This window comes from Agromyces sp. Soil535, from assembly GCF_001428255.1.
Lineage (GTDB): Bacteria > Actinomycetota > Actinomycetes > Actinomycetales > Microbacteriaceae > Agromyces.
Genome location: NZ_LMRW01000003.1, coordinates 32,707 through 51,437 on the forward strand (window position 1 = coordinate 32,707; position 18,731 = coordinate 51,437).

Consider the following 18,731-nt stretch of genomic DNA (forward strand, 5'->3'; position numbering starts at 1 on the left):
GACGTTGTCGAACCGGTTCGAACGCCGAATGTAGCGGGGAGCATCCGGCGAGGTCAAGGGCAAAGTGGACAATAAATCGCTTCTGATCAGGGCTTTTCATGCGCTCGAGCACACCGGTGCGCCGCGCTCCTCTTCGAGGGCGCGGTCTGCTCTACTCGCGGTTCCTGTTATGTCCCCCCGGCCGTGTCGCTCACCATCGAACGATCGGATGCCTGGCCTGCAAGCAGCAGGTAGGCGCTCGCCGTCCAGGTGTAGGCGCGATCGCGGAGCCCCGCTCCGGTGCGCGCGTCGAAGTTCTCGGCGAAGCCGCTGCGCTCGCAGAGGCGACGGAACCGAACGCTGACGTCATCCGCGAGCCGGTCGTAGCCGGCCGCACGGAGGCCGGCCTCGACGATGACCGTCGACGGCGCCCAGATGGGGCCGCGCCAGTAGCCGTCGGCTTCGTAGTGCGGTGAATCGGGAAGCTCGGTCGCCGGTCCGAACGCCGTGAGGTGCGCCGTGACCTTCTCGGCCAGCCGTTCGGCCATCCCGTCGGGGAGCCGATGGCTCGCGATGATCGGCAGCGCCGTGAGCAGGCTCGAGGTGCTTCCGGCTCGCCGTCCGGCGACGGAGCGCGCGATGAACTGGTGGCCGTCCCAGAGCTCACCGATCAGCGCTCCGAGCAGGTGCTCCCCTTCCCGCCGCCAGCCCTCGGCTTCGCCGGGCGCGACCTCGTCGGCCAAGCGGGCGAGCTCGTCGAGCTGCAGCACGAGGAACGCGGCGAGGTCTGGTGACTCGACGACCCGGTCGAGGTCGAACACGGTCGAGTTGTCCCATCCGCTGTCGTTGCCGTGCTCATAGAAGGGCAGCACGGCATCGGTGCCACGGCGATGGTCCAGCCAGTAGCGCGTCCATGCGGCGAGCCGTCGGTAGACCTCACGAAGCACCTCGGCAGGCACGGCGTCGGGGAGCCGCCGTCGCAGCTCCGACCACATCCACCCGTGCACCGGCGGCTTGACGAAGTTGTAGAGCACTTCCGAGTGCGTGATCGAATCCGGCAGGGCACCCGTCGCGACCTGATGGTCGAACACGACGAGGAACTGGTCGATCGCGAGCTCGGGATGCGACGGCGCGAGGGCCAGGGCGTTGAAGCAGTGATCCCAGCTCCACACCTTGTCCATCCAGTGCTTCGACATCAGCACGGTCTCGCGGGTCACGAACCCGAGCGGACGCACCGTGGCCGACCAGATCACGTACGCCGCGAGCGTCGCCCCCGGGTGCTCGTCGCGCCACGGCGCGACGGCGTCGGCGAACGCGGTGAACTCCGCGGCCCGTTCCGCGACCACCGCGTGGAAGTCCCGAGACGGTCGAACGGGGCGGGGTTCCGAGAACACCTCCTCGATGGCGATCTCCCACTCGCCTCCGTCGCCGCCGACCTCGATCGCCCGTTCCCCCGCCCCGAGCCGTTCGGCGCCGATGACCGACAACTCGCCGGCGAGCGGGGTGATGCGGTAGCGCCGTCCGGTCTCGTAGGAGGTGAGCACCGCGGCGCCATCCTGGGGCGCCCGGAAGAGGAACGTGCCCGTGAACGAGGTCAGTGCGCGAGCGGCATCCCCGAGGCGAAGGCCGAGTCCTGAGCCGCGCACCCGAACGGTGTCGACGTCGGCGAAGACGGCCGTGAACTCGCCGCCCCTCCCGACCCAGCGGAGCCGCTCGGGTGCGGCGACCTCGGTCGCCTCCACGGCGGCACCGTGGGCCAGTGGCTGGAAGGAGAGCACGGGATGCATGCCGGTCTGATGGGAGACGAGGTGGACGAGCTCGGCCGAGCGATGCAGCCCGACCACGCGCGACACCGACAACCACGAGCCGCGCATGCTGAAGGGCACCTCGTCGAGGGCGAATTCGAGGGTCGGCATCAGTCCTTGACCGCCCCCGCCGTGACACCGGCCGCGACGTAGCGCTGCGCGACGACGAGCAGCACCGCCGCAGGGATCGACGCCACCACCGCGGTGGCCATGATGGCGTTCCAGTCCTGCGTGTTGTTCCCGATGTACTTGTAGATGCCCATGGTGATGGGCTGCAGGTCGCCGCCGCGGTTCAGGGTCGAGGCGAAGATGAAGTCCGACCAGGCCCACAGGAACGTGAACAGCGACACCGTGACGATGGAGTTGCGGCTGATCGGCATGACGATCGAGCGGAACGTGCGCCACGGCCCCGCCCCGTCGATCTTCGCGGCCGACATCAGCTCATCAGGGATGCCCGCCATGAACGCGGTGAAGATGAGCACCCCGAACGGCAGTGCGAGGGTGGAGTCGGCGAGGATCAGCCCGGGGATCGTGTCGAGGATGCCCCAGTTGAAGAAGATCAGGTAGAACCCCATCGCCATGATGATGCCCGGGATCATCTGGGCGATGAGCAGCACGAAGTCGAGCACCATGCCGCCGCGCGGGCGGAGCTTCGCGAGCGCGAAGGCGGCCGGCGCAGACAGCACGAGCGTGAGGACCACGGTACCGAGCCCGATGACGAGGCTCGTCCCGAGGTAGGGCAGCTGCTCGCTGAGCACCCGCGAGTAGCCGTCGAACGTCGGGTTCACGGGGAAGAGGTTCGGCGGGTCCTTGCGCAGGTCCGTCGGCTGCGTCAGCGAGACGTTGATCATCCAATAGAGCGGGAAGAGCATCAGCGCGGTGAAGATCACGCCGAGCACGGTGTTCCCGATCCTCCTCGTCGAGGTCATGCGCGCTCCAATCGACGCTGGGTGCGGATGTAGATGAGGCCGAAGACGAACGCGAGCACGATGAGCAGGTTGCCCACCGCGGCAGCCGGGCTCAGCTCGGGCGACCCGCCGCCGAACCCGAGCCGGTACGACCAGATCGCGAACGTGGTCGACGAGTTGCCGGGGCCCCCGCGCGTCATGATCCAGATGATGTCGAAGACCTTCAGCGTGTAGACGAGACCCAGGAGGATCGTGATCGCCGACACCGGACGGAGGAGCGGGAAGGTGATGCGCCAGAACGTCTGCCAGCTGCTGGCGCCATCGAGCGCCGCGGCCTCGTAGACCTCGCCGGGGATGTTCTGCAGGCCGCTGTAGAGGATCACGAGGTTGAACGGGATGCCGATCCAGATGTTCGCGATGAGCACCGACACCATGGCCCACTGCGGCGAGGTCAGCCAGTTCACCTGGGTGAGGCCGACGGCCTCGAGGCCCGCGTTGACGATGCCCGACTCGCTGTTGAGCATCCACGCCCAGATCGACGCGGAGACGAGCAGCGGCAGCAGCCATGGCACCAGGAAGAGTGCGCGCAGGGTGGCCGCAAGCGGGAACCGCTTGAAGAAGAACACCGCGAGCGCGAGGCCGATCGCGAACTGGAACACGATCGACACAAGCGTGAACACCGCCGTGTTGATGAGCGCCGGCGTGAACGTCGAGCTCTGGATGACCTCGACGTAGTTGTCGAACCAGACGAACGGCGCCGTTCCGTCGATGAAGGAACGGAGGGTGTAGTCGCGGAAGCTCAGGTCGAGGTTCCGGTAGAGCGGATACGCGTAGAAGACGACGAGGTAGACGACGACGGGCGCGATGAACGCCCACGCCGTCAGCTGCGCCCGAAGGCGCCGTCGGCTGCGAAGCGGACGAGCCGGGGAGATGGCGCCGATGGACGGCGCCACCTCCCCCGCGTCGTCGCGCACCGCCACCCTGGATGTGGTCTGCGTCGCGGTCATCTGACTCTCTCTCCATCGAAGGGCGGTGCGGGTGTGCTGTCGGCTACTTGAGCTTGTCGGCCGCCGCAGCCTGTGCCTCGGCGAGCGCGTCGGCCGGCGAGGCCGCTCCGCTCAGGGCGTTCTGCACGGCGGTGTAGAGCTGCTCCGAGATGACGCCGTACGAGATGCCGAGGTTGTCGGCCGTGCGGGGCTTCGCGTCACCCACGGCGCCGATCCAGAACTCGAGCGACGAGTCGGCGGCGAGCTGGGCGGCCTGCCCGTCGGCCGTCGGCGCGACGTACCCGAGCGCGGTCGCGCCCGTGTCGCCGGAGCTCAGGCATTCGACGATCGCAGCGGATGTCTCGTAGCGCGAGGTGTCCTTCTGGACCGGGATCGTGATGAACTCGCCACCGGTCGGGGCGGGGGCGACCCCGCCGTCGATGCCCGGGATCTGGACGGACAGGTAGCCGGCCTCGTCGGCCGCGGACTTGAACCACGAGCCGTTCTCGGCGAAGGCGTACTCACCGGTCATGAACTCGTCCCAGCTGGTGCCCTGGGTGTTCGAGATCACGGAGTTCGGGGCGAGGCCGTTGTTCAGCCAGTCGGTCCACAGCTGGAGGGCGCTCTCAGCCTGGGCGGAGTCGAGCTCCGTGAGGTCGGCTCCGGCTCCCCAGAACCACGGGAGGAACTGGAACGAACCCTCCTCGGTGCCGACGGCGGAGAACGTGATGCCCTTCTTGCCCGACGCGACGACCTTCTCGAGGGCCGCGGTGAGCGAGGCGTAGTCGGTCACCGAGGCGATGTCGACGCCCGCGGCCTCGAGCACGGTCGGGTTGTAGTAGAGGCCGAGGGTGTTCGCCCCGACGGGCACGCCGTAGACCTTGCCGTCGATCTCGCCGGCGCTGAGGATGTTCGCCTCGATGTTCGAGACGTCGAACCCGTTGTCATCGGTCGTCGTGAGCAGGCCGGCATCCGCGAGCGTCGAGACCTTCGGGTTGTCGACCATGGCGACGTCGGGCAGGTTGCCTGCGGCCGTGGTGAGGTCCTTGACGGTGTCGCCGGTGTTGCCGGCGTTGCGCTCGATCGTGATGTCGAGGTCGGCGGCGCAGGCGTCGATGGCCTTGGCCCAGGTCGACTCGGCATCGCGATCGGGGTACGGGTCCCACAGCGTGAACTCGGTCGACGCCGACGAGCTCTCGCCCGAGGTCGAGCATCCGGTGAGCGCGGCTGCTGCCACGCCGACGGTGATGATGGCGGCGCCGAAGACGCGCGCCCTGTGCTGAATTGCCACGGTATTCCTCCTTGAATGATGCGGGTGGTGCTTCTTGGTGTCTGTCGAACCGGTTCGACTCGCAAGCCGACGGATGTCCCGCCAGGATGCGGGACGGGGTCAGCGGGTACTGCCTCGATCCGTCAGTTCGGGTGCGATGAATCGGACCACTGGCGCACCGGCGCCGTCCGGATCCTGCATTCGCTGCACGAGCGCCTGGACCGCTGCGCGGCCCAGCTTGTCCGGCGACGTCTCGATGGCCGTGTACGGCAGCGAGAAGAGTCGACCGAAGTCTTCCGAGTAGATGCCGACGACCGAGAGGTCGTCGGGGACGCGAACGCCGCGGGCGTTGAGCACGGGGGGCAGGCCGGCGATCATCGCGTCGTTGTGCACGATGATCGCCGTTGCGGTCGGCCGCTGGTCGAGGATCGCGTTGAGCGACTCGGTGACCGCCGGCTGTTGGGTCTCGCCGTAGAAGGGGTGGATGCGCAGTCCGTAGCGCGCGGCGCGCTCGAGCGCGGCGTCGCGGAAGCGCCAGGCGTAGGCGCCGCCGCGGGTGATCACATGCTCGTTCGGCGAGATCAGGATGATCTCGCGGTGGCCGAGCTCATAGAGGTGGTCGACGAGCATCCGCGCGGCCTCGCCGAAGTCCAGGTCGAACACGTCGAGTCCCTCGGTGTCCTTCGGGAGGCCGACGAGCGCCCCTGGCTGCCGCGCGGCGCGCAGTGGCGGGACCCGCTCGTCGTCGTGCGCGACGTTCAGGAGGATGACGCCGTCGACCATGTCGGAGTCCGTGATCCGGCGCAGCGCCCGTGGGCCGTCGTCTTCGGTGACCATGAGGATGTCGTAGCCGGCCTCGCGCGCGGCATCCGAGATCGGCAGCACGTACTGCAGCATGGCAGGCGAGAACTCGTCGCGGAAGAACTGCACGAAGAGGCCGATGACCTTGGTCTGCGAGGTCGCGAGCGCTCGTGCTCCGGCATTCGGGGTGAAGCCGAGCTGGCGGATGGCGGATTCGATGCGCTCACGCGTCTCGCTGGAGATGGTCCGCTTGCCCGAGAGGGCGTACGACACGGTGCTGCGGGAGACCCCCGCCGCCTTGGCTACATCGCCGATCGTTGCCACGTCGTCCCGTTCTTCTTCGAACCGATTCGATGATTCTCTGCGGATTATTCCGGATTCTCGCCCGTTTCGTGTGGTCGAACGCGAACATTACGTGTTGATCTGTCGAACGAGCGGCTTGAATCCGTGTGTACGAGACTGTACGGTAATCGAACCGGTTCGACAACGCAAGCCCCTTCCGAGATCGGGCGGGAGGGCGGATGCCGCGTGTGAGGCTCGGCATCCGCCCTGTGTCGGAGCCGCCGGCTCGCCCGGGGTCAGCGCCGCACGGCGAGCTCGGGATAGAGGCCGACCAGCTCCCCCGAGAGCGCGGACTTGACGTACACGCTCGTGTCGTCGGCGAGCACCTCGTGCGCACCGGCCTCGAGACCGTCGTAGATGGCCGCGACGATGACCTCGGGGCGCTCCTTCGGCACGTCGAGGTCCGCGATCATCGGAGTGTCGGTGTACCCGAGATGTGCACCGACGACCTGTGTGCCCTGCCCCGCCAGCTCGAGCCGCAGCGAGTTGGTGATCGACCAGAACGCCGCCTTCGATGCGCTGTACGCATTGCCGCCGGCGTGCCAGCTGAGCGCGGAGTGGATGTCGACGAGGGCACCTCCGCCGTTCGCCACGAGGACCGGCGCGAACGCCTGCGCCACCGCCAAGGGACCGAACACGTTCGTCTCGAAGAGCGAACGCACGTCGTCGAGACCGACGCTGAGCATCGGCTGACCGCCGATGGCGCCCGCGTTGTTCACCACCACGGTGGTGTCGGATGCCGCGGCCGCCGCTGCGGCGACGGACGCCTCGTCGGTCACGTCGAGCGCGAGCGGCACGACGCGGTCGTCGCCCCACTCGCGCGGGTTGCGGGCCGTGGCGTACACCTTCGCGGCGCCGCGCTCGAGGGCCTGGCGCACGAACTCCGTGCCGAGCCCGCCGTTGGCTCCGGTGATGAGGACGACGGCGTGGTGGAGATTGGTCATGGTGTGTTGCCTTTCGCAGCTGACTTGGAATCACCAAGCTAGCAGGCTGAGTTGGATTCTCCAACTCAGTTGGTATGATCGAGTCATGCGACAGAATGCGGAGACCGCAGAGCGATGCTCCATCGCGCGCAGCCTGGAGGTGCTCGGCCAGAAGTGGTCGGTGCTCGTCCTGCGCGAGGCGATCCTCCGCGGCCGCACCCGCTTCGCCGAGTTCCGCGCGGAACTGGGTGTCGCACCAGATGTGCTCACCGACCGGCTCGCCCGGCTGGTCGAGGCCGGCATCCTCGAGCGCAGACCCTATCGCGAGGCCGGCGAACGAGAGCGCGTGGAGTACGTGCTCACCGAAGCAGGCTGGGCGCTCAAGCCCGTGCTCGCCGCGATCAGCGCATGGGGCGACGAGTACCGCCCGAGCGGCTTCGGCCCCGCGGCCATCTACACCGAGCGCGAGACGGGTGCCCCCGTGCGGCTCGCGTTCCTCGACGGCGAGGGCGGTGAGCTCGACCCAGAGGATGTCGTCGCTGTGCCGGGCCCCGGGGCGACCGTCACGGCCTGACGGTCACGCTGTCGAGCACACGCACTACTCACGCAGCATCCCCCGCAGCGTCTGGATCGTGTCGGCGTCTTCGGGGCGCTTGTCGTCGCGGTAGCGCTTGACCCGCGCGAACCGCAGTGCGATGCCGCCCGGATAGCGGGTCGACCGCTGCACCCCGTCGATCGCGATCTCGACGACCGTGGTCGGAGCGACCCACACGGTGTTGCCGGTGCGCCGCACCTCGATCTGCTGGAAGTACTCGGTCTGCCACCGCAGCAGCTCGTCGGTGAGCCCCTTGAACGTCTTGCCGACCATCACGTAGTCGCCCGGCTCACCGAACTCGCCCGTCGGGTCGAGCGCGCCGAGGTGCAGGTTCGACAGCCAGCCCTCGCGCCGTCCGTACCCCCATTCGCAGGCGAGCACCACGAGGTCGTAGGTGTGCACGGGCTTCACCTTGATCCAGCTCGATCCCCGGCGGCCGGCCGCGTAGGGCGAGCCGATCGCCTTGACCACGATGCCCTCCTGGCCGGCGGCGAGCGCGTCGCGCGAGACGCGCTCGGCGACCTCGGGATCTGCCGTCACCTCGCCGGGGATGCGGTGCTCGCCGGCGATGCGCTCGAGCTCGCCGAGGCGGGTCGCGAGCGGCTCGTCGAGCAGGTCGCGCCCGTCGACGTGCAGCACGTCGAAGAACCACGGATGCAGCAGCGTCTCGCGCGCGGTCTCGGCGCCGAACCGCGACATCGTCTCCTGGAAGGGCCGCGGCCCACCGTCTTCGTCGAGCGACAGCGTCTCCCCGTCGAGGATCACGTCGCGCACCGGCATCCGCCGCACGACGTCGACGACCTCGGGCAGGCGATGCGTGATGTCGGCGAGGTTGCGGGTGAACACGCGCACGTCGTCGCCCGAGCGATGCACCTGGATGCGCGCACCGTCGAGCTTGTATTCGACGGATGCCTCGCCCGTCGTCGTGACCGCGTCGGCCGCGCTCGGGGCGGTCGCGGCGAGCATCGGGAGCACCGGGCGGCCGACGACCAGTCCGACCGCGTCGAGCTCTGCCGGGTCGCCGGTGAGCGCGAGCCGGGCGGTCTCGCCGAGGTCGCCCGACAGCATCGCGGCGCGACGCACGATGTCGCCCGGACGGTCGGCGGCGCGAGCGATCGCGTCGGTGAGCACGCCCTCGAGGGCACCGGTGCGCATGTCGCCCAGGAGCACCCGCCCGAGGAAGCCCTGCTCCCGCTCGGTCGCGCGGGCGGTGAGTTCGCGGAGCGCGCGGGCACGCTCGGCCGCCGACCCAGCTCCGGAGGTCACGGCCAGCCGGTCGAGCAGCTCGTCGAGCTCGGCGATGGTGAGCGTCGGCGACTCGGCCGGCTCGCCCATCGCGGCGGCGACCCCGCGCCATCCGACCCCGACGCGCCCCTGCCGCGGCTTGCCCACGAGGAAGCCCACGGCGGGCGCGATCTCGTCGGGCTCGAGCCGCACGAGCAGCCCGGCGAGCGCATCGACCTTCGCCAGCCGCGATCGCGTCGAAGCGACGGCATCGGCCGTGGTCACGAGCTCGTCGAGCAGCACGGGGCCAGTCTGCCACCGGCATCCGACACCGGGGCGCATCAGGATGCCCTCTTGCACGAGCGGGCACGCGACCGCCATGATGGCGTCCGGATCTCCCCCGATCCGTCCCCTTCACACCAATCCGAGGAGCCCCATGGCCGTCGAGTCCCCGACCGTCGATTCCCAGCCCGCCAAGGCCGCCGCCCTGTCCCAGCCGCTGTACGGCGCGACGATCGGCCAGGCCATCGCGCGGTTCTTCGGGAAGTACGCGACCTTCTCGGGCCGCGCGAGCCGCAGCGAGTTCTGGTGGGTCTACCTCGCCTACGTGGTCGTGGGCGTCGCGATCATGATCCCGCTGAGCGCCGTCGGCATCACGAACGTGACCGTGACGGCGGACTACCAGATCGTATACGGGCCCGGCTACTGGACCGTCTGGACCATCAGCCTGATCGTGACCCTCGCGCTCCTCGTACCGTTCCTCGCGATCTTCTGGCGGCGCCTGCATGACACGAATCGCTCGGGTGGGTATTACTTCCTCGCCTTCATCCCATTCGTCGGCCCCATCATCGTGATCGTCCTGCTCGCCCTGCCGAGCAGTCCCGCCGGCGCCCGTTTCGACCGCTGAGTCCCGGCTCGCCCTGACGGCGGCCGGCGATGGGGGTAGTCCCCGCGCCGGCCGTTTCCCGACACCGTCGCGGATGAGGCGGCCGCGCTCACGTCCTGCGCGGCACGTAGCTGAGGATCGTGATGCCCGAGGCGAGCACGTGCATGCCGGCCGCGCGCAGGCCGATCGGCCGGGGGGACGTCAATCGCAGGCCGCTGCCGCCGTGGATGTGCGGAAACACGCCGACCCGCAGCTCGTCGAGCAGCCCGTGCTCGACGAGGAACGCGCCGAGCTCGCCGAACCCGTACGACACGATCGTGTCGAACCGGCCCTTCAGGTCGCAGACGGCCGCCTCGACGTCACCCTCGATCAGGGTGGCGTTCCACTCCAGCGGGCCGGTGCGCGTTCGCGAGACGACGAACTTCGGGATCGCGTTCAGCCGGTCGGCGAAGCCGAGCGCGTCGTGCTGCCGCATCCAGTACGCCGACAGGCCCTCGTAGGTCTCTCGGCCGAGCAGCAGCGCATCGCTGGCGAACAACAACTCGTGCGACGCTCGCTGCTCGTCATCGGCCGAGACGTACCACTCGTCGACGTGGTCGAACACGCCGTCGAGCGTCATCTGGAATGTGGCGATGATGCGGCCCATGGTTGCGTCCTCTCCGAGTCCGATCCTCCCCCCATGCTCCGAACGGCGACACCCCTCATCGACATGTCCCCCGAAATCGGGATGAGCGGATGTCACGTGCGCATCCCGCTCACGGAAGAATGTCTCGCATGGCTCTCTTCTCCCGGCGTTCGGCGCGCACCGACGCGGCCTCGCCGCCGCCCCGGTTGAGCGAGCTCACCGACGTGGAGCAGGAGTGGATCGACAGCCTCATCGCCATCGTCGCCGACACCGGCACCGACATCGGCGACGTCGGCCAGATCCGGGACCTGTACGAGAAGTCCGTCACCCAGTGGCATCGGGTGAATCCCCCGGAGCGAGTGGATCCCCATCCGATGATCAACGCGATCGGATCGGCGTTGGGTGAGCACCTCGTGCTGAGGACGCAGCTGCGGTGGATGATCGCCGACGACGGGCACCGTACGGAGCTCGCCCTGCACGAGCCCAGGTCGAAGATGCTCCTCTACCCGACCGACCTCGTGGCCGAACGCTGGATCGCCCACGACGGAGGCGAGTTCATTCCGGCGACCGTCCACCGCGTGGTGGCGGCGCTGCCCGTCACGAGCGGGCGCCGGCGCGCGTAGGCGGCACGACTCGGGTCGGGCGAACGCGGCGCGACTCGGGACGAATGGACCAGGTGCCCTTGACATCCGGACCCTAGTAACGTGCAATATATTGCATGCCGCTGAATCCGTCCCGCGCGGAGCGCCCGAGCTCGCTGCGCGACTACGCCTATCGCGAGTTGCGCGATGCGATCGTCAGCGGCGAGCTCGCCCCCGGCGAGCGCCTGCGCGACCCCGAGCTCGAGCAGTGGCTCGGTGTCAGCCGCACCCCGATTCGCGAAGCAATTGCACGCCTCGAGATCGCCGGTCTCGTGCGCACCGAGCGGGCGAAGCAGACGTTCGTCGCGCCGTTCGACACCCGCTCGACGCTCGCGGCGCAGCGCATCGCCGCGGCCCTTCACGAGCTCGCGGTACGCGACGCGGTGCCGCAACTCACCGAGGCCGACCTCGACGCCATGCGCGAGGCGAACACCAGGTTCGCGGCCGCGTTGCAGGCGCACGATGTCGAGGCCGCGATTGCGGCCGACGACGATTTCCACGGCGTCGCCGTGCGCGCGAGCGCGAACCCGCTGCTGCCGGGCCTGCTCGAACAGGTCACGCCGCTGCTGCGCCGGGTCGAGCGGGCGCGGTTCGGCTCACTCGCCGGCCGCGGCTCCGTGGCCGACCACGACCGCATCATCGCGCTGTGCGGCGCCGGCCTCGCCGACGAGGCCGGCGTCGCAGCCCGCGAGAACTGGTCGACCCTCGGGCGTCTGCTGCAGCTCGAACCGCAGCGCGACGCCGACGCGGACGCGGAGGCCGGTGCGGCATCCGTGACCGAAACGCCGTGACGGGGTTTCCGCCGCGGTATCACTGAGAGGAGCGCATCATGGCACTCACCGACTTCCCCCGTCACTCGCTCACATTCGGGCCGAGTCCCGTGCATCCGGTGGACCGACTGAGCGACCATCTCGGCGGCGCCCGCATCTGGATGAAGCGGGAGGACGTCTCGAGCGGCCTCGCCTTCGGCGGCAACAAGGTACGCAAGCTCGAGTACCTCGTGCCCGATGCGATCGCGAAGGGCGCCGACACGCTCGTCTCGATCGGCGCCGTGCAGTCCAACCACACTCGCCAGGTCGCCGCGGTCGCGGCGCACCTCGGCATGAAGTGCGTGCTCGTGCAGGAGCACTGGGTCGACTGGCCGGATGCCGTGCACGACCGGGTCGGCAACATCCTGCTGTCGCGGCTCATGGGCGCCGACGTGCGGCTCTCCCCCGCCGGGTTCGGCATCGGCTTCAAGGAGTCGTGGCGTCAGGCCCTCGCCGATGTCGAGGCATCCGGCGGCACGCCCTACGCCATCCCGGCGGGCGCCTCCGACCATCCGCTCGGCGGCCTCGGCTTCGCCAACTGGGCGCATGAGGTCGCCGCACAGGAGCGCGAGCTCGGCGTGTTCTTCGACACGATCGTGGTGTGCTCGGTCACCGGCTCCACGCACGCCGGCATGATCGCCGGCTTCGCCGACCTCGAGCAGAACTTCGGCGGCCGGCCGCGGCGGGTACTCGGCATCGACGCGTCCGCGAAGATCGACGAGACCCGCGACCAGGTCGCGCGCGTCGCCCGCAACACGGCGGCGCTCATCGAGGTCGGCCGCGAACTGCGCGACGACGAGATCACCGTGCTCGACGGCTGGGCGGGCGACTTCTACGGCATCCCCGTCGAGTCGACCGACGAGGCGATCTACCTCACCGGCCGGCTCGAGGGCATCATCCTCGACCCGGTGTACGAGGGCAAGTCCATGGCGGGCCTCATCGACCTCGTGTCGAGCGGCAAGATCTCCCACGATTCGAACGTGCTCTTCGCGCACCTCGGCGGGCAGCCGGCCATCAACGCGTACAGCGGCCGCTACCACTGAGCCCCGCCCGCCGAGGAGCGACGGGCGAGCCAGCCGCAACTCGAGATCCCGATGCGCGGCCTTGACGCGCGGACGCGGCATCCGCTCACCTCGCGCCTTGGTTCCCCGGCGGCCTCTCACACCGAACCGTCGCATATCGCGGGTGCAACGCACGATGTGCGACCGTTCGATGCGACGGCTGCCCGCGCACAATAATCTCCGCCCGGCCAGCCGAGGCGCGAGCACACGGCCCCGAGCGGCGTTCCGCCCGGGGCCGTGCGCTCACCCGCTACTTCACCGTGCAGGCATCGCCGTTCACGCTGAACGAACCGGGTTCGAGATTCCCACCCCCGTTCACCCTGCCGTTGAATCCGAGCTCGACCGTCTGGCCCGGCTCGATCGTGCCGTTCCACGGCAGGTTGCCCGCCGTCACCGCTGCACCGTCCTGGTGCCACCACGCGTCGTGGCCGGCGCGCAGCGTCTGCGTGCCGGGGAACTCGAAGCCGAGCTCCCACGCCGTGTACGGCGCATCCCCGGTGTTGGTGATGGTGAGGTCCGCTGAGAAGGACTGCTTCGACGCGCCGTTGATCACGTAGGTCACCTCGCAGCGCGGCTGCGGCTCCTCGGTGAGGGTGAGGAAGGTGATCGAGTACGCCGGGAAGTCGTAGCTGAACTCGTTGCCGCCGCCCGACCACTCCCGATCCACGGGGACGAGGTGCTCGGGGTCGGCCTTCGTGTTCACGTCGCCCGGTGCGCCCACCATCTCGGTGACCGCGACGTCGCCGTCGATCGTGAGCCCCCCGGTGACCGCCACGTCGGTGCGGGCGGTCGACCCGGTCGGGTTGACGACCTTGAGCACGAGCTCACCGGTCTCCGTATCGCGCGTGACCACCTGGTAGAGCCCCTTGGCCGACGGCTCGGTGTAGCTGAGCTGCAGCACCCCGTCGAGGTAGAGCTCGATCGTCGAGCCGTCCACCACGATCTTCACGTGGTAGTCGCGCCCGGTCTCAATGCTCCGTCCCTCCACGGCGGCGACCTCGTTCGCCGATCCACCGGCGGCGTGCTGGAGGGCCATGCGGGTATTGTTCCACCCTCCGAGGTTCCACCAGTAGAAGTCGTTGGGCGCCCCGGCCGCGAAGCCGATCAGGAAGCCCTCGGACCCGGAGATCTTGCGTGCGTCGAGTTCGAGCGTGTAATTCGACCAGTCCCGCGCATAGGCGTCGGGAGCCAGCGAGCGCGCGTCCTGGACCGAGGTCGACGACTGCACGTACTCCCCGCCGGCGAGCGCCCATGACCCGGCAACGGGCGACCACGTCGCATCCGGGCCCTCGAACGACTCGGCGTAGAGCACGTCGCTCGTCGCGTTGTCGGTGACCCGCACCTCGTCGTAGGCCGCACTCGTGCGCCACGTCGAGAGGAACACGCCGCCGTCGAGATCGGACGCCCGGTCGGCCTCCGTGTGGCTGCTGGGCACCACCTCGTCGCCGACGTTCGTCATGAACATCTGCTGCGTGTAGTAGTTCACCGACCCCCACGACTCGTCGTTGTCGAACCACATCATGTCGGGCGCCCACTGCACGTGGTTCTCGTTCGCGAACATCGGCGCGTACGAGGCGAGCTCCACGACATCCGAGTTGCGCTCGAGCCCCGTCATGTAGGCGGCCTCGGCGAGGGCGTTCCCGAACGTGTTGCCACGCGAGGCGTACTCGCCGAGGAACACGTGCGGTCCCTCGCGGTCGTACGCGTCGTACCGCTCCGAGTTCTGCAGGAACCACGACGGGTCGTTGTAGTAGTGCTCGTCGACCATGTCGACGCCCTGCGCACGGTTGAACTCCCACAGCTCGTCGAAGCGCGCGCCCGTGTCATCCGGTCCGGAGTTCGAGATGATCGTGACCTCGGGCCACGCCGCCTCGACCGCATCGCGGAACTTCGGGAAGTTCGCCTGGAACGTGTCGGTGTTCTCCTCGTTGCCGAGCCCGATGTAGCGCAGGTCGAAGGGCTCGGGATGTCCGAGCTCGGCGCGCTTCGCGCCCCACTCGGTCGTCACGTCGCCGTTCGCGAACTCGATGAGGTCGACCGTGTCCTGCACCCACCGGTCGATGCGCGCCTGGTCGGTCATCTCGGGGATGCTGCTGCCGCAGCCGTTGGCGCCGACGGACACCACGGGAAGCGGCGTCGCGCCGAGATCCTCGGCCCACTTCAGGTACTCGAGGTAGCCGATGCCGTACGACTGGTTGTACCCCCAGAAGTTCCAGTTGGCCGGCCGCTCCTCGACCGGTCCGATGGTCTCCTTCCACTGGTAGGTGCGCCGGCGGTCCTGGCCGTCCGACTCGAGGTAGGTGTTGAAGGTTCCGACGTTCGTGACGCACCCACCGGGGAAACGCAGGAACGACGGCTCGAGTGCCGCGACCTTCTCGGCGAGGTCCTTGCGGAGCACACTCGGCCCGTTCACGGGACCGACCCAGGTGTCGACCGGGAACAGCGAGACCATGTCGAGCTGCAGCGAACCCGCAGCACCGCCGAGCACCACGAGGCGCCCGGCATCCGTGGTCGCGTTCGAGGTGACCCGCACGTCGTACTTCCGCCACGTGTCGTCGCCGGCGACGTCGACCGTGCCGAGCGCATACTGCTCGGTGCCTGTGCTGTTCTCGACGGTCACGGTGAGCTGCTGCGCCGTCGCCGACCGCGCCCAGACCGAGAAGTCGTAGCTCGCGCCCTCCTCCACGGCGATGCCGCGATCGAACCCGGTGTTGCGCACGCCGACGCCCGCGCCATCGGATTGCACGGTGAGCGAGAACCGGTTCGAGTCGTTCAGCCAGCGCGCCCGGTCGGCGCCCACGGCGATGGAGCCGGTGGCGCCCCGCTCGACCTCCTCCCACGCCGTGAGTCCGGTGAACGCCCGGTTGTCGGCGGTGTTGAACTCGAACGAGCGGTTTCGCACGAGCTCCGCGTAGAGCCCGCCGTCTGCGGCGTAGTTGATGTCCTCGTAGAAGATGCCGTAGAGGTCGTCGCTCATGTCGGTGCGGGGCGCGTCGGTGTCGATCTCGATCGAGTGCTCGGTGATCTCGACCGGCACGACCGTGAGCCGAGCCGCGTCCGCCTGGTCGCCGACGACGAGCGCGCCGCCTTCACCGAGCACGAGGTACCGGTCGTCGATGGTGTGCAGGGCGGCCTTGCCGCCGCCGACGTCGGTCAGCCGGAACACGGTCGCCTCCGCGCCGTCTGCGGCGAGCGCGAGGCGGTCGCCGTCGATGACGAGCAGGCGATCGCTCCCCGAGTCGCGGATCACGACGGGCCGGGCAGCGGATGCCTCGGCGCCGGCCTCGCCCGCGTCGACCTCGTCGGCGATCAGCGCGAGCTGCTCGAGCGGCCGGGTGCCGTCGAGCCGGACCGTGCCGCCGTCGCCGGCGGTGAGGTACCGCTCGTCGCCGGAGCCCTCGAACGTGAACGTGCCCTCTGGCACGATGTCGGCACCCTCGGGCGCGACGAGTGCGAAGGAGTCGAAGGTCACCTCGTGGCTCGGCGCGGAGCCGGCCGCCAGCGCGTACAGGCCGATGCGGGCGGCGTCGAAGCCGACGGTCGCGCGCGCGGCCTCGGCCCAGTCGTGGCCCGTCCAGTAGCTCGTCACGACCTCGTCACCGGTGCGCTGCACGCGGAGGTACTCGTGCGTGGAGCCGGGGCGGGAGGTGAAGGTCGAGCCGTAGACCGCGTTCTGCTCGACGCCGTTCTCGATGATCGTCGGGCCGCCGGCCGCGAAGCTGACGTTCGTCAGGCCCGCTCGCACGTAGTTGTCGAAGTCCTTCATGACGAAGAGTCCCGCGCCCTGGAAGTCGCGGCTGACCGCGCCGCTCACCGAGGTGAACGCCGTGAAGTCGCCCGCCGGCACGTCGACGAGGAACACGTTCTTCGCCGTGTTGGCGGTCTGATAGGTGTCGCCGCTCTGCGAGTGCAGGGTGAGCGAGCCGGGGTTCTCGGTGAGCGACCACGCATCTGGCACCTCACCCTCGATCGCCCATCGGCCGTCTAGTGTGTCGCCGTCGAACTCGTCGACCCACGCGTCGGCGGGCAGTTCGGGTGCAGCGGGGGTCTCGACCGTGACGGTGGCGGTGCCCTCGGTGCCGCGCACCGATCGTGCGGTGATCGTCGCGGTCCCGTCGGCGACGGCGGTCACGACACCGGCGGCGTCGACCGTCGCGACGGCCTCGTCGCTCGAGCTCCATGCGACGCTGCGGTCCTCAGCGGTCACGGGCGTGACGGATGCCTCGAAGCCGGCGGCCTCGCCCGCTGCCAGCGTCGCCGAGTCCGGCGTCACGGTCACGCCCTCGACGAGTGCGTCGGGCTGGTAGGTCTCGAGGAGGCGCTGGTACTCACTCGCCGTCACGGGCAGCACGGTGCCGTGGCGCGGGCTCTCGGGGAGCTGCGCCTCGGGCACCGCCGTCCACTCGCCGCTCGCGAGGTCGGGGCTCTCGAAGAGCATGTAGCCTTCGCCGCCGTGGTACGAGGGTTGGTCCTGCAGCAGGTACCACGTGGCATCCGTGTTGGACTTGAAGACCGAGGGCCCCTCGCCGTTGGTGAAGGTGCCGCCCCAGGGGTTGGGCTGACCCACGCCGACCTGCTCGGCGATGAGGTCCCAGCCGTCGCCGTCGACGACGCCCTGCGTGCGGCGCAGATCGGTCGACTTCTCCTCGCGGACGGTGAAGTCGGACTCGTCCTTGGTGAAGCGGTAGTAGGCGCCGTTCTCGAAGGCGACGGTCGAGTCGATCATGCCGCGACCGGCTCCCTGGGGCTCGTCGATCCAGACCTGGGGCTCCGAGAAGGTGACGAAGTCGCGCGTGGTCGCGTACATCATGCGCTGGTAGCTCGTCGCGATGTCGCGCTGGTCTGCGGGGACGTCCTCGGGGTAGAGCGCCGAGGCCCAGTAGACGACGTACTCCTCGTTCGCGGCATCCCAGTACGCCTCGGGCGCCCACGTGTTTCCGGCCTTCTCTGGCGAGACCACGATCTCGCGCTGCTCCGACCAGGTGACGAGGTCGTCGGACTCCCACACCATGATCGAGCGGCTGCCGGTCTCCTGGGCCGTGCCGAAGTCGCCGCCGCCGTATATCTTCAGGTCGGTGGCGAGCAGGAAGAACCGGTCGCCCTCGGGTGAGCGGATGAGGAACGGGTCGCGCAGGCCCTGCTCGCCGAGCGTCGAGGCGAGCACGGACTCGCCGTCATTGAGGCTCATCCATTCCTCGGGGTCGTTGCCGACGCTCGCGGCGAAGTAGATCTCCTCACCGTCGGCGGTGGACTCGCCGACGAAGTGGGGGAAGAAGTAGGCGGCGAGCGGCTCGTCGACCGGCGACGGGGTCACCGTGGCCACGTAGTCGTGCGTCGCGACGGCGCCGTCGAAGGTCGCGGTCGCCTCGAGGGTGACGGTGGCCGGATCCGACTCGGGCGCCGGGCGCTCGACGAGTCCATCGGTGGAGACGACGGCCGGGTCGCTCGAGGTCCACGTGAGCGACGAGCCGCCGGCTCCCGTCGCCGGGAGCGTGATGTTGCCGCGAACGTCGTCGAGGTTCGGGATCGCCACGCCTGCCGCGTCGCTCGCGGCGATGTCTGCAGGCGCGGCGGCGGCCGGTGAGGCGAAGGGCGATCCGACGGCGCCCGCAGGGGCGAGCAGGGCGAGCGTGAGCGCCGCGCACAGCGCGACGCCCGAGCGCCTGCCGATCCTTCGACGCCGGGGCGGGTGCTCGGCCACCGACGGTGGAGCAGTGCTGCTGGACCTGGTCATCATCGACCTCTCTCTCGTCTTCGAGTGGGCGCGCTCGTGCGCGCCACGGCGCGGAGGGTCTGCGGCCTGTCATGCGGCGCCGTGTGCGTTGTGAGCGCTAACATGTGAACGCTAACAGGGCGGCGCCCGAGCGCGCTAGAGG

14 protein-coding genes are annotated in these 18,731 nt (G+C 69.4%); 5 read left to right on the forward strand and 9 right to left on the reverse strand.

Features of this window, described 5'->3' with window-relative positions; translation table 11 throughout:
* Positions 1-167 precede the first annotated feature (167 nt).
* The 6 genes from ASG80_RS04395 to ASG80_RS04420 all read right to left on the reverse strand — a co-directional run bounded on the left by ASG80_RS04395 (position 168) and on the right by ASG80_RS04420 (position 7,035).
* Positions 168-1,895 carry an amylo-alpha-1,6-glucosidase gene (locus ASG80_RS04395; protein WP_056728927.1) on the reverse strand — a complete coding sequence of 576 codons (1,728 nt, stop codon included), beginning with the start codon at positions 1,893-1,895 and terminating at the stop codon, positions 168-170.
* Positions 1,895-2,713: a carbohydrate ABC transporter permease gene (locus ASG80_RS04400; RefSeq protein WP_056728929.1), complete on the reverse strand. Its 819-nt coding sequence runs from the start codon at positions 2,711-2,713 to the stop codon at positions 1,895-1,897. The genes ASG80_RS04395 and ASG80_RS04400 overlap by 1 nt, the downstream gene beginning before the upstream one ends.
* Complete coding sequence (locus ASG80_RS04405; protein WP_056728931.1) at positions 2,710-3,699, reverse strand: carbohydrate ABC transporter permease; 990 nt, start codon at positions 3,697-3,699, stop codon at positions 2,710-2,712. Before ASG80_RS04405 ends, ASG80_RS04400 begins: the two co-directional genes overlap by 4 nt.
* A 43-nt stretch (positions 3,700-3,742) precedes the next feature.
* The gene (locus ASG80_RS04410) at positions 3,743-4,969 is read right to left on the reverse strand and encodes an extracellular solute-binding protein (RefSeq protein WP_056728933.1); all 1,227 of its coding nucleotides are present in this window, start codon (positions 4,967-4,969) and stop codon (positions 3,743-3,745) included.
* A 99-nt stretch (positions 4,970-5,068) separates the two neighbouring features.
* Positions 5,069-6,073, reverse strand: a complete 1,005-nt coding sequence (locus ASG80_RS04415; protein WP_056728935.1) for a LacI family DNA-binding transcriptional regulator — start codon at positions 6,071-6,073, stop codon at positions 5,069-5,071.
* A 254-nt stretch (positions 6,074-6,327) separates the two neighbouring features.
* Entirely contained in the window at positions 6,328-7,035 is a 708-nt protein-coding gene (locus ASG80_RS04420) for an SDR family oxidoreductase (RefSeq protein WP_056728937.1), read from the reverse strand.
* Between the two features lie 85 nt (positions 7,036-7,120).
* On the opposite strand from ASG80_RS04420, the gene ASG80_RS04425 reads away from it, so the two are divergent.
* Positions 7,121-7,588, forward strand: a complete 468-nt coding sequence (locus ASG80_RS04425; protein WP_056728939.1) for a helix-turn-helix domain-containing protein — start codon at positions 7,121-7,123, stop codon at positions 7,586-7,588.
* A gap of 24 nt (positions 7,589-7,612) precedes the next feature.
* On the opposite strand, the gene ASG80_RS04430 is transcribed toward ASG80_RS04425, so the two are convergent.
* Positions 7,613-9,136 (reverse strand): ATP-dependent DNA ligase, encoded by a 1,524-nt coding sequence (locus tag ASG80_RS04430; RefSeq protein ID WP_056729177.1) that lies wholly within the window; start codon positions 9,134-9,136, stop codon positions 7,613-7,615.
* 133 nt (positions 9,137-9,269) lie between these two features.
* Between ASG80_RS04430 and ASG80_RS04435 the strand changes: the two genes are divergently transcribed.
* The gene (locus tag ASG80_RS04435; protein WP_056728941.1) at positions 9,270-9,740 is read left to right on the forward strand and encodes a DUF805 domain-containing protein; all 471 of its coding nucleotides are present in this window, start codon (positions 9,270-9,272) and stop codon (positions 9,738-9,740) included.
* A gap of 88 nt (positions 9,741-9,828) precedes the next feature.
* Here ASG80_RS04435 and ASG80_RS04440 read toward each other — a convergent pair whose 3' ends face one another.
* Entirely contained in the window at positions 9,829-10,365 is a 537-nt protein-coding gene (locus ASG80_RS04440) for a dihydrofolate reductase family protein (protein WP_056728944.1), read from the reverse strand.
* Positions 10,366-10,493: 128 nt separating this feature from the next.
* Between ASG80_RS04440 and ASG80_RS04445 the strand changes: the two genes are divergently transcribed.
* The 3 genes from ASG80_RS04445 to ASG80_RS04455 all read left to right on the forward strand — a co-directional run bounded on the left by ASG80_RS04445 (position 10,494) and on the right by ASG80_RS04455 (position 12,837).
* Positions 10,494-10,967: a DUF3806 domain-containing protein gene (locus tag ASG80_RS04445; RefSeq protein ID WP_056728946.1), complete on the forward strand. Its 474-nt coding sequence runs from the start codon at positions 10,494-10,496 to the stop codon at positions 10,965-10,967.
* 95 nt (positions 10,968-11,062) lie between these two features.
* Positions 11,063-11,776, forward strand: coding sequence for a GntR family transcriptional regulator (locus tag ASG80_RS04450; RefSeq protein WP_056728948.1), 714 nt, complete (start codon positions 11,063-11,065; stop codon positions 11,774-11,776).
* 38 nt (positions 11,777-11,814) lie between these two features.
* Complete coding sequence (locus tag ASG80_RS04455; protein ID WP_056728950.1) at positions 11,815-12,837, forward strand: 1-aminocyclopropane-1-carboxylate deaminase; 1,023 nt, start codon at positions 11,815-11,817, stop codon at positions 12,835-12,837.
* 268 nt (positions 12,838-13,105) lie between these two features.
* Here ASG80_RS04455 and ASG80_RS04460 read toward each other — a convergent pair whose 3' ends face one another.
* Positions 13,106-18,589, reverse strand: a complete 5,484-nt coding sequence (locus ASG80_RS04460) for an alpha-L-arabinofuranosidase C-terminal domain-containing protein (protein WP_156401643.1) — start codon at positions 18,587-18,589, stop codon at positions 13,106-13,108.
* Between the last annotated feature and the right edge of the window lie 142 nt (positions 18,590-18,731).

Excerpts from the sequence above, each read along its gene's own strand:
- ASG80_RS04395 (WP_056728927.1), bottom strand. The coding sequence starts at position 1,895 with ATGCCGACCCTCGAATTCGCCCTCGACGAGGTGCCCTTCAGCATGCGC.
- ASG80_RS04400 (WP_056728929.1), bottom strand. The coding sequence starts at position 2,713 with ATGACCTCGACGAGGAGGATCGGGAACACCGTGCTCGGCGTGATCTTC.
- ASG80_RS04405 (WP_056728931.1), bottom strand. The coding sequence starts at position 3,699 with ATGACCGCGACGCAGACCACATCCAGGGTGGCGGTGCGCGACGACGCG.
- ASG80_RS04420 (WP_056728937.1), bottom strand. The coding sequence starts at position 7,035 with ATGACCAATCTCCACCACGCCGTCGTCCTCATCACCGGAGCCAACGGC.
- ASG80_RS04425 (WP_056728939.1), top strand. The coding sequence starts at position 7,121 with ATGCGACAGAATGCGGAGACCGCAGAGCGATGCTCCATCGCGCGCAGC.
- ASG80_RS04435 (WP_056728941.1), top strand. The coding sequence starts at position 9,270 with ATGGCCGTCGAGTCCCCGACCGTCGATTCCCAGCCCGCCAAGGCCGCC.
- ASG80_RS04440 (WP_056728944.1), bottom strand. The coding sequence starts at position 10,365 with ATGGGCCGCATCATCGCCACATTCCAGATGACGCTCGACGGCGTGTTC.
- ASG80_RS04445 (WP_056728946.1), top strand. The coding sequence starts at position 10,494 with ATGGCTCTCTTCTCCCGGCGTTCGGCGCGCACCGACGCGGCCTCGCCG.
- ASG80_RS04450 (WP_056728948.1), top strand. The coding sequence starts at position 11,063 with ATGCCGCTGAATCCGTCCCGCGCGGAGCGCCCGAGCTCGCTGCGCGAC.
- ASG80_RS04455 (WP_056728950.1), top strand. The coding sequence starts at position 11,815 with ATGGCACTCACCGACTTCCCCCGTCACTCGCTCACATTCGGGCCGAGT.
- ASG80_RS04460 (WP_156401643.1), bottom strand. The coding sequence starts at position 18,589 with ATGACCAGGTCCAGCAGCACTGCTCCACCGTCGGTGGCCGAGCACCCG.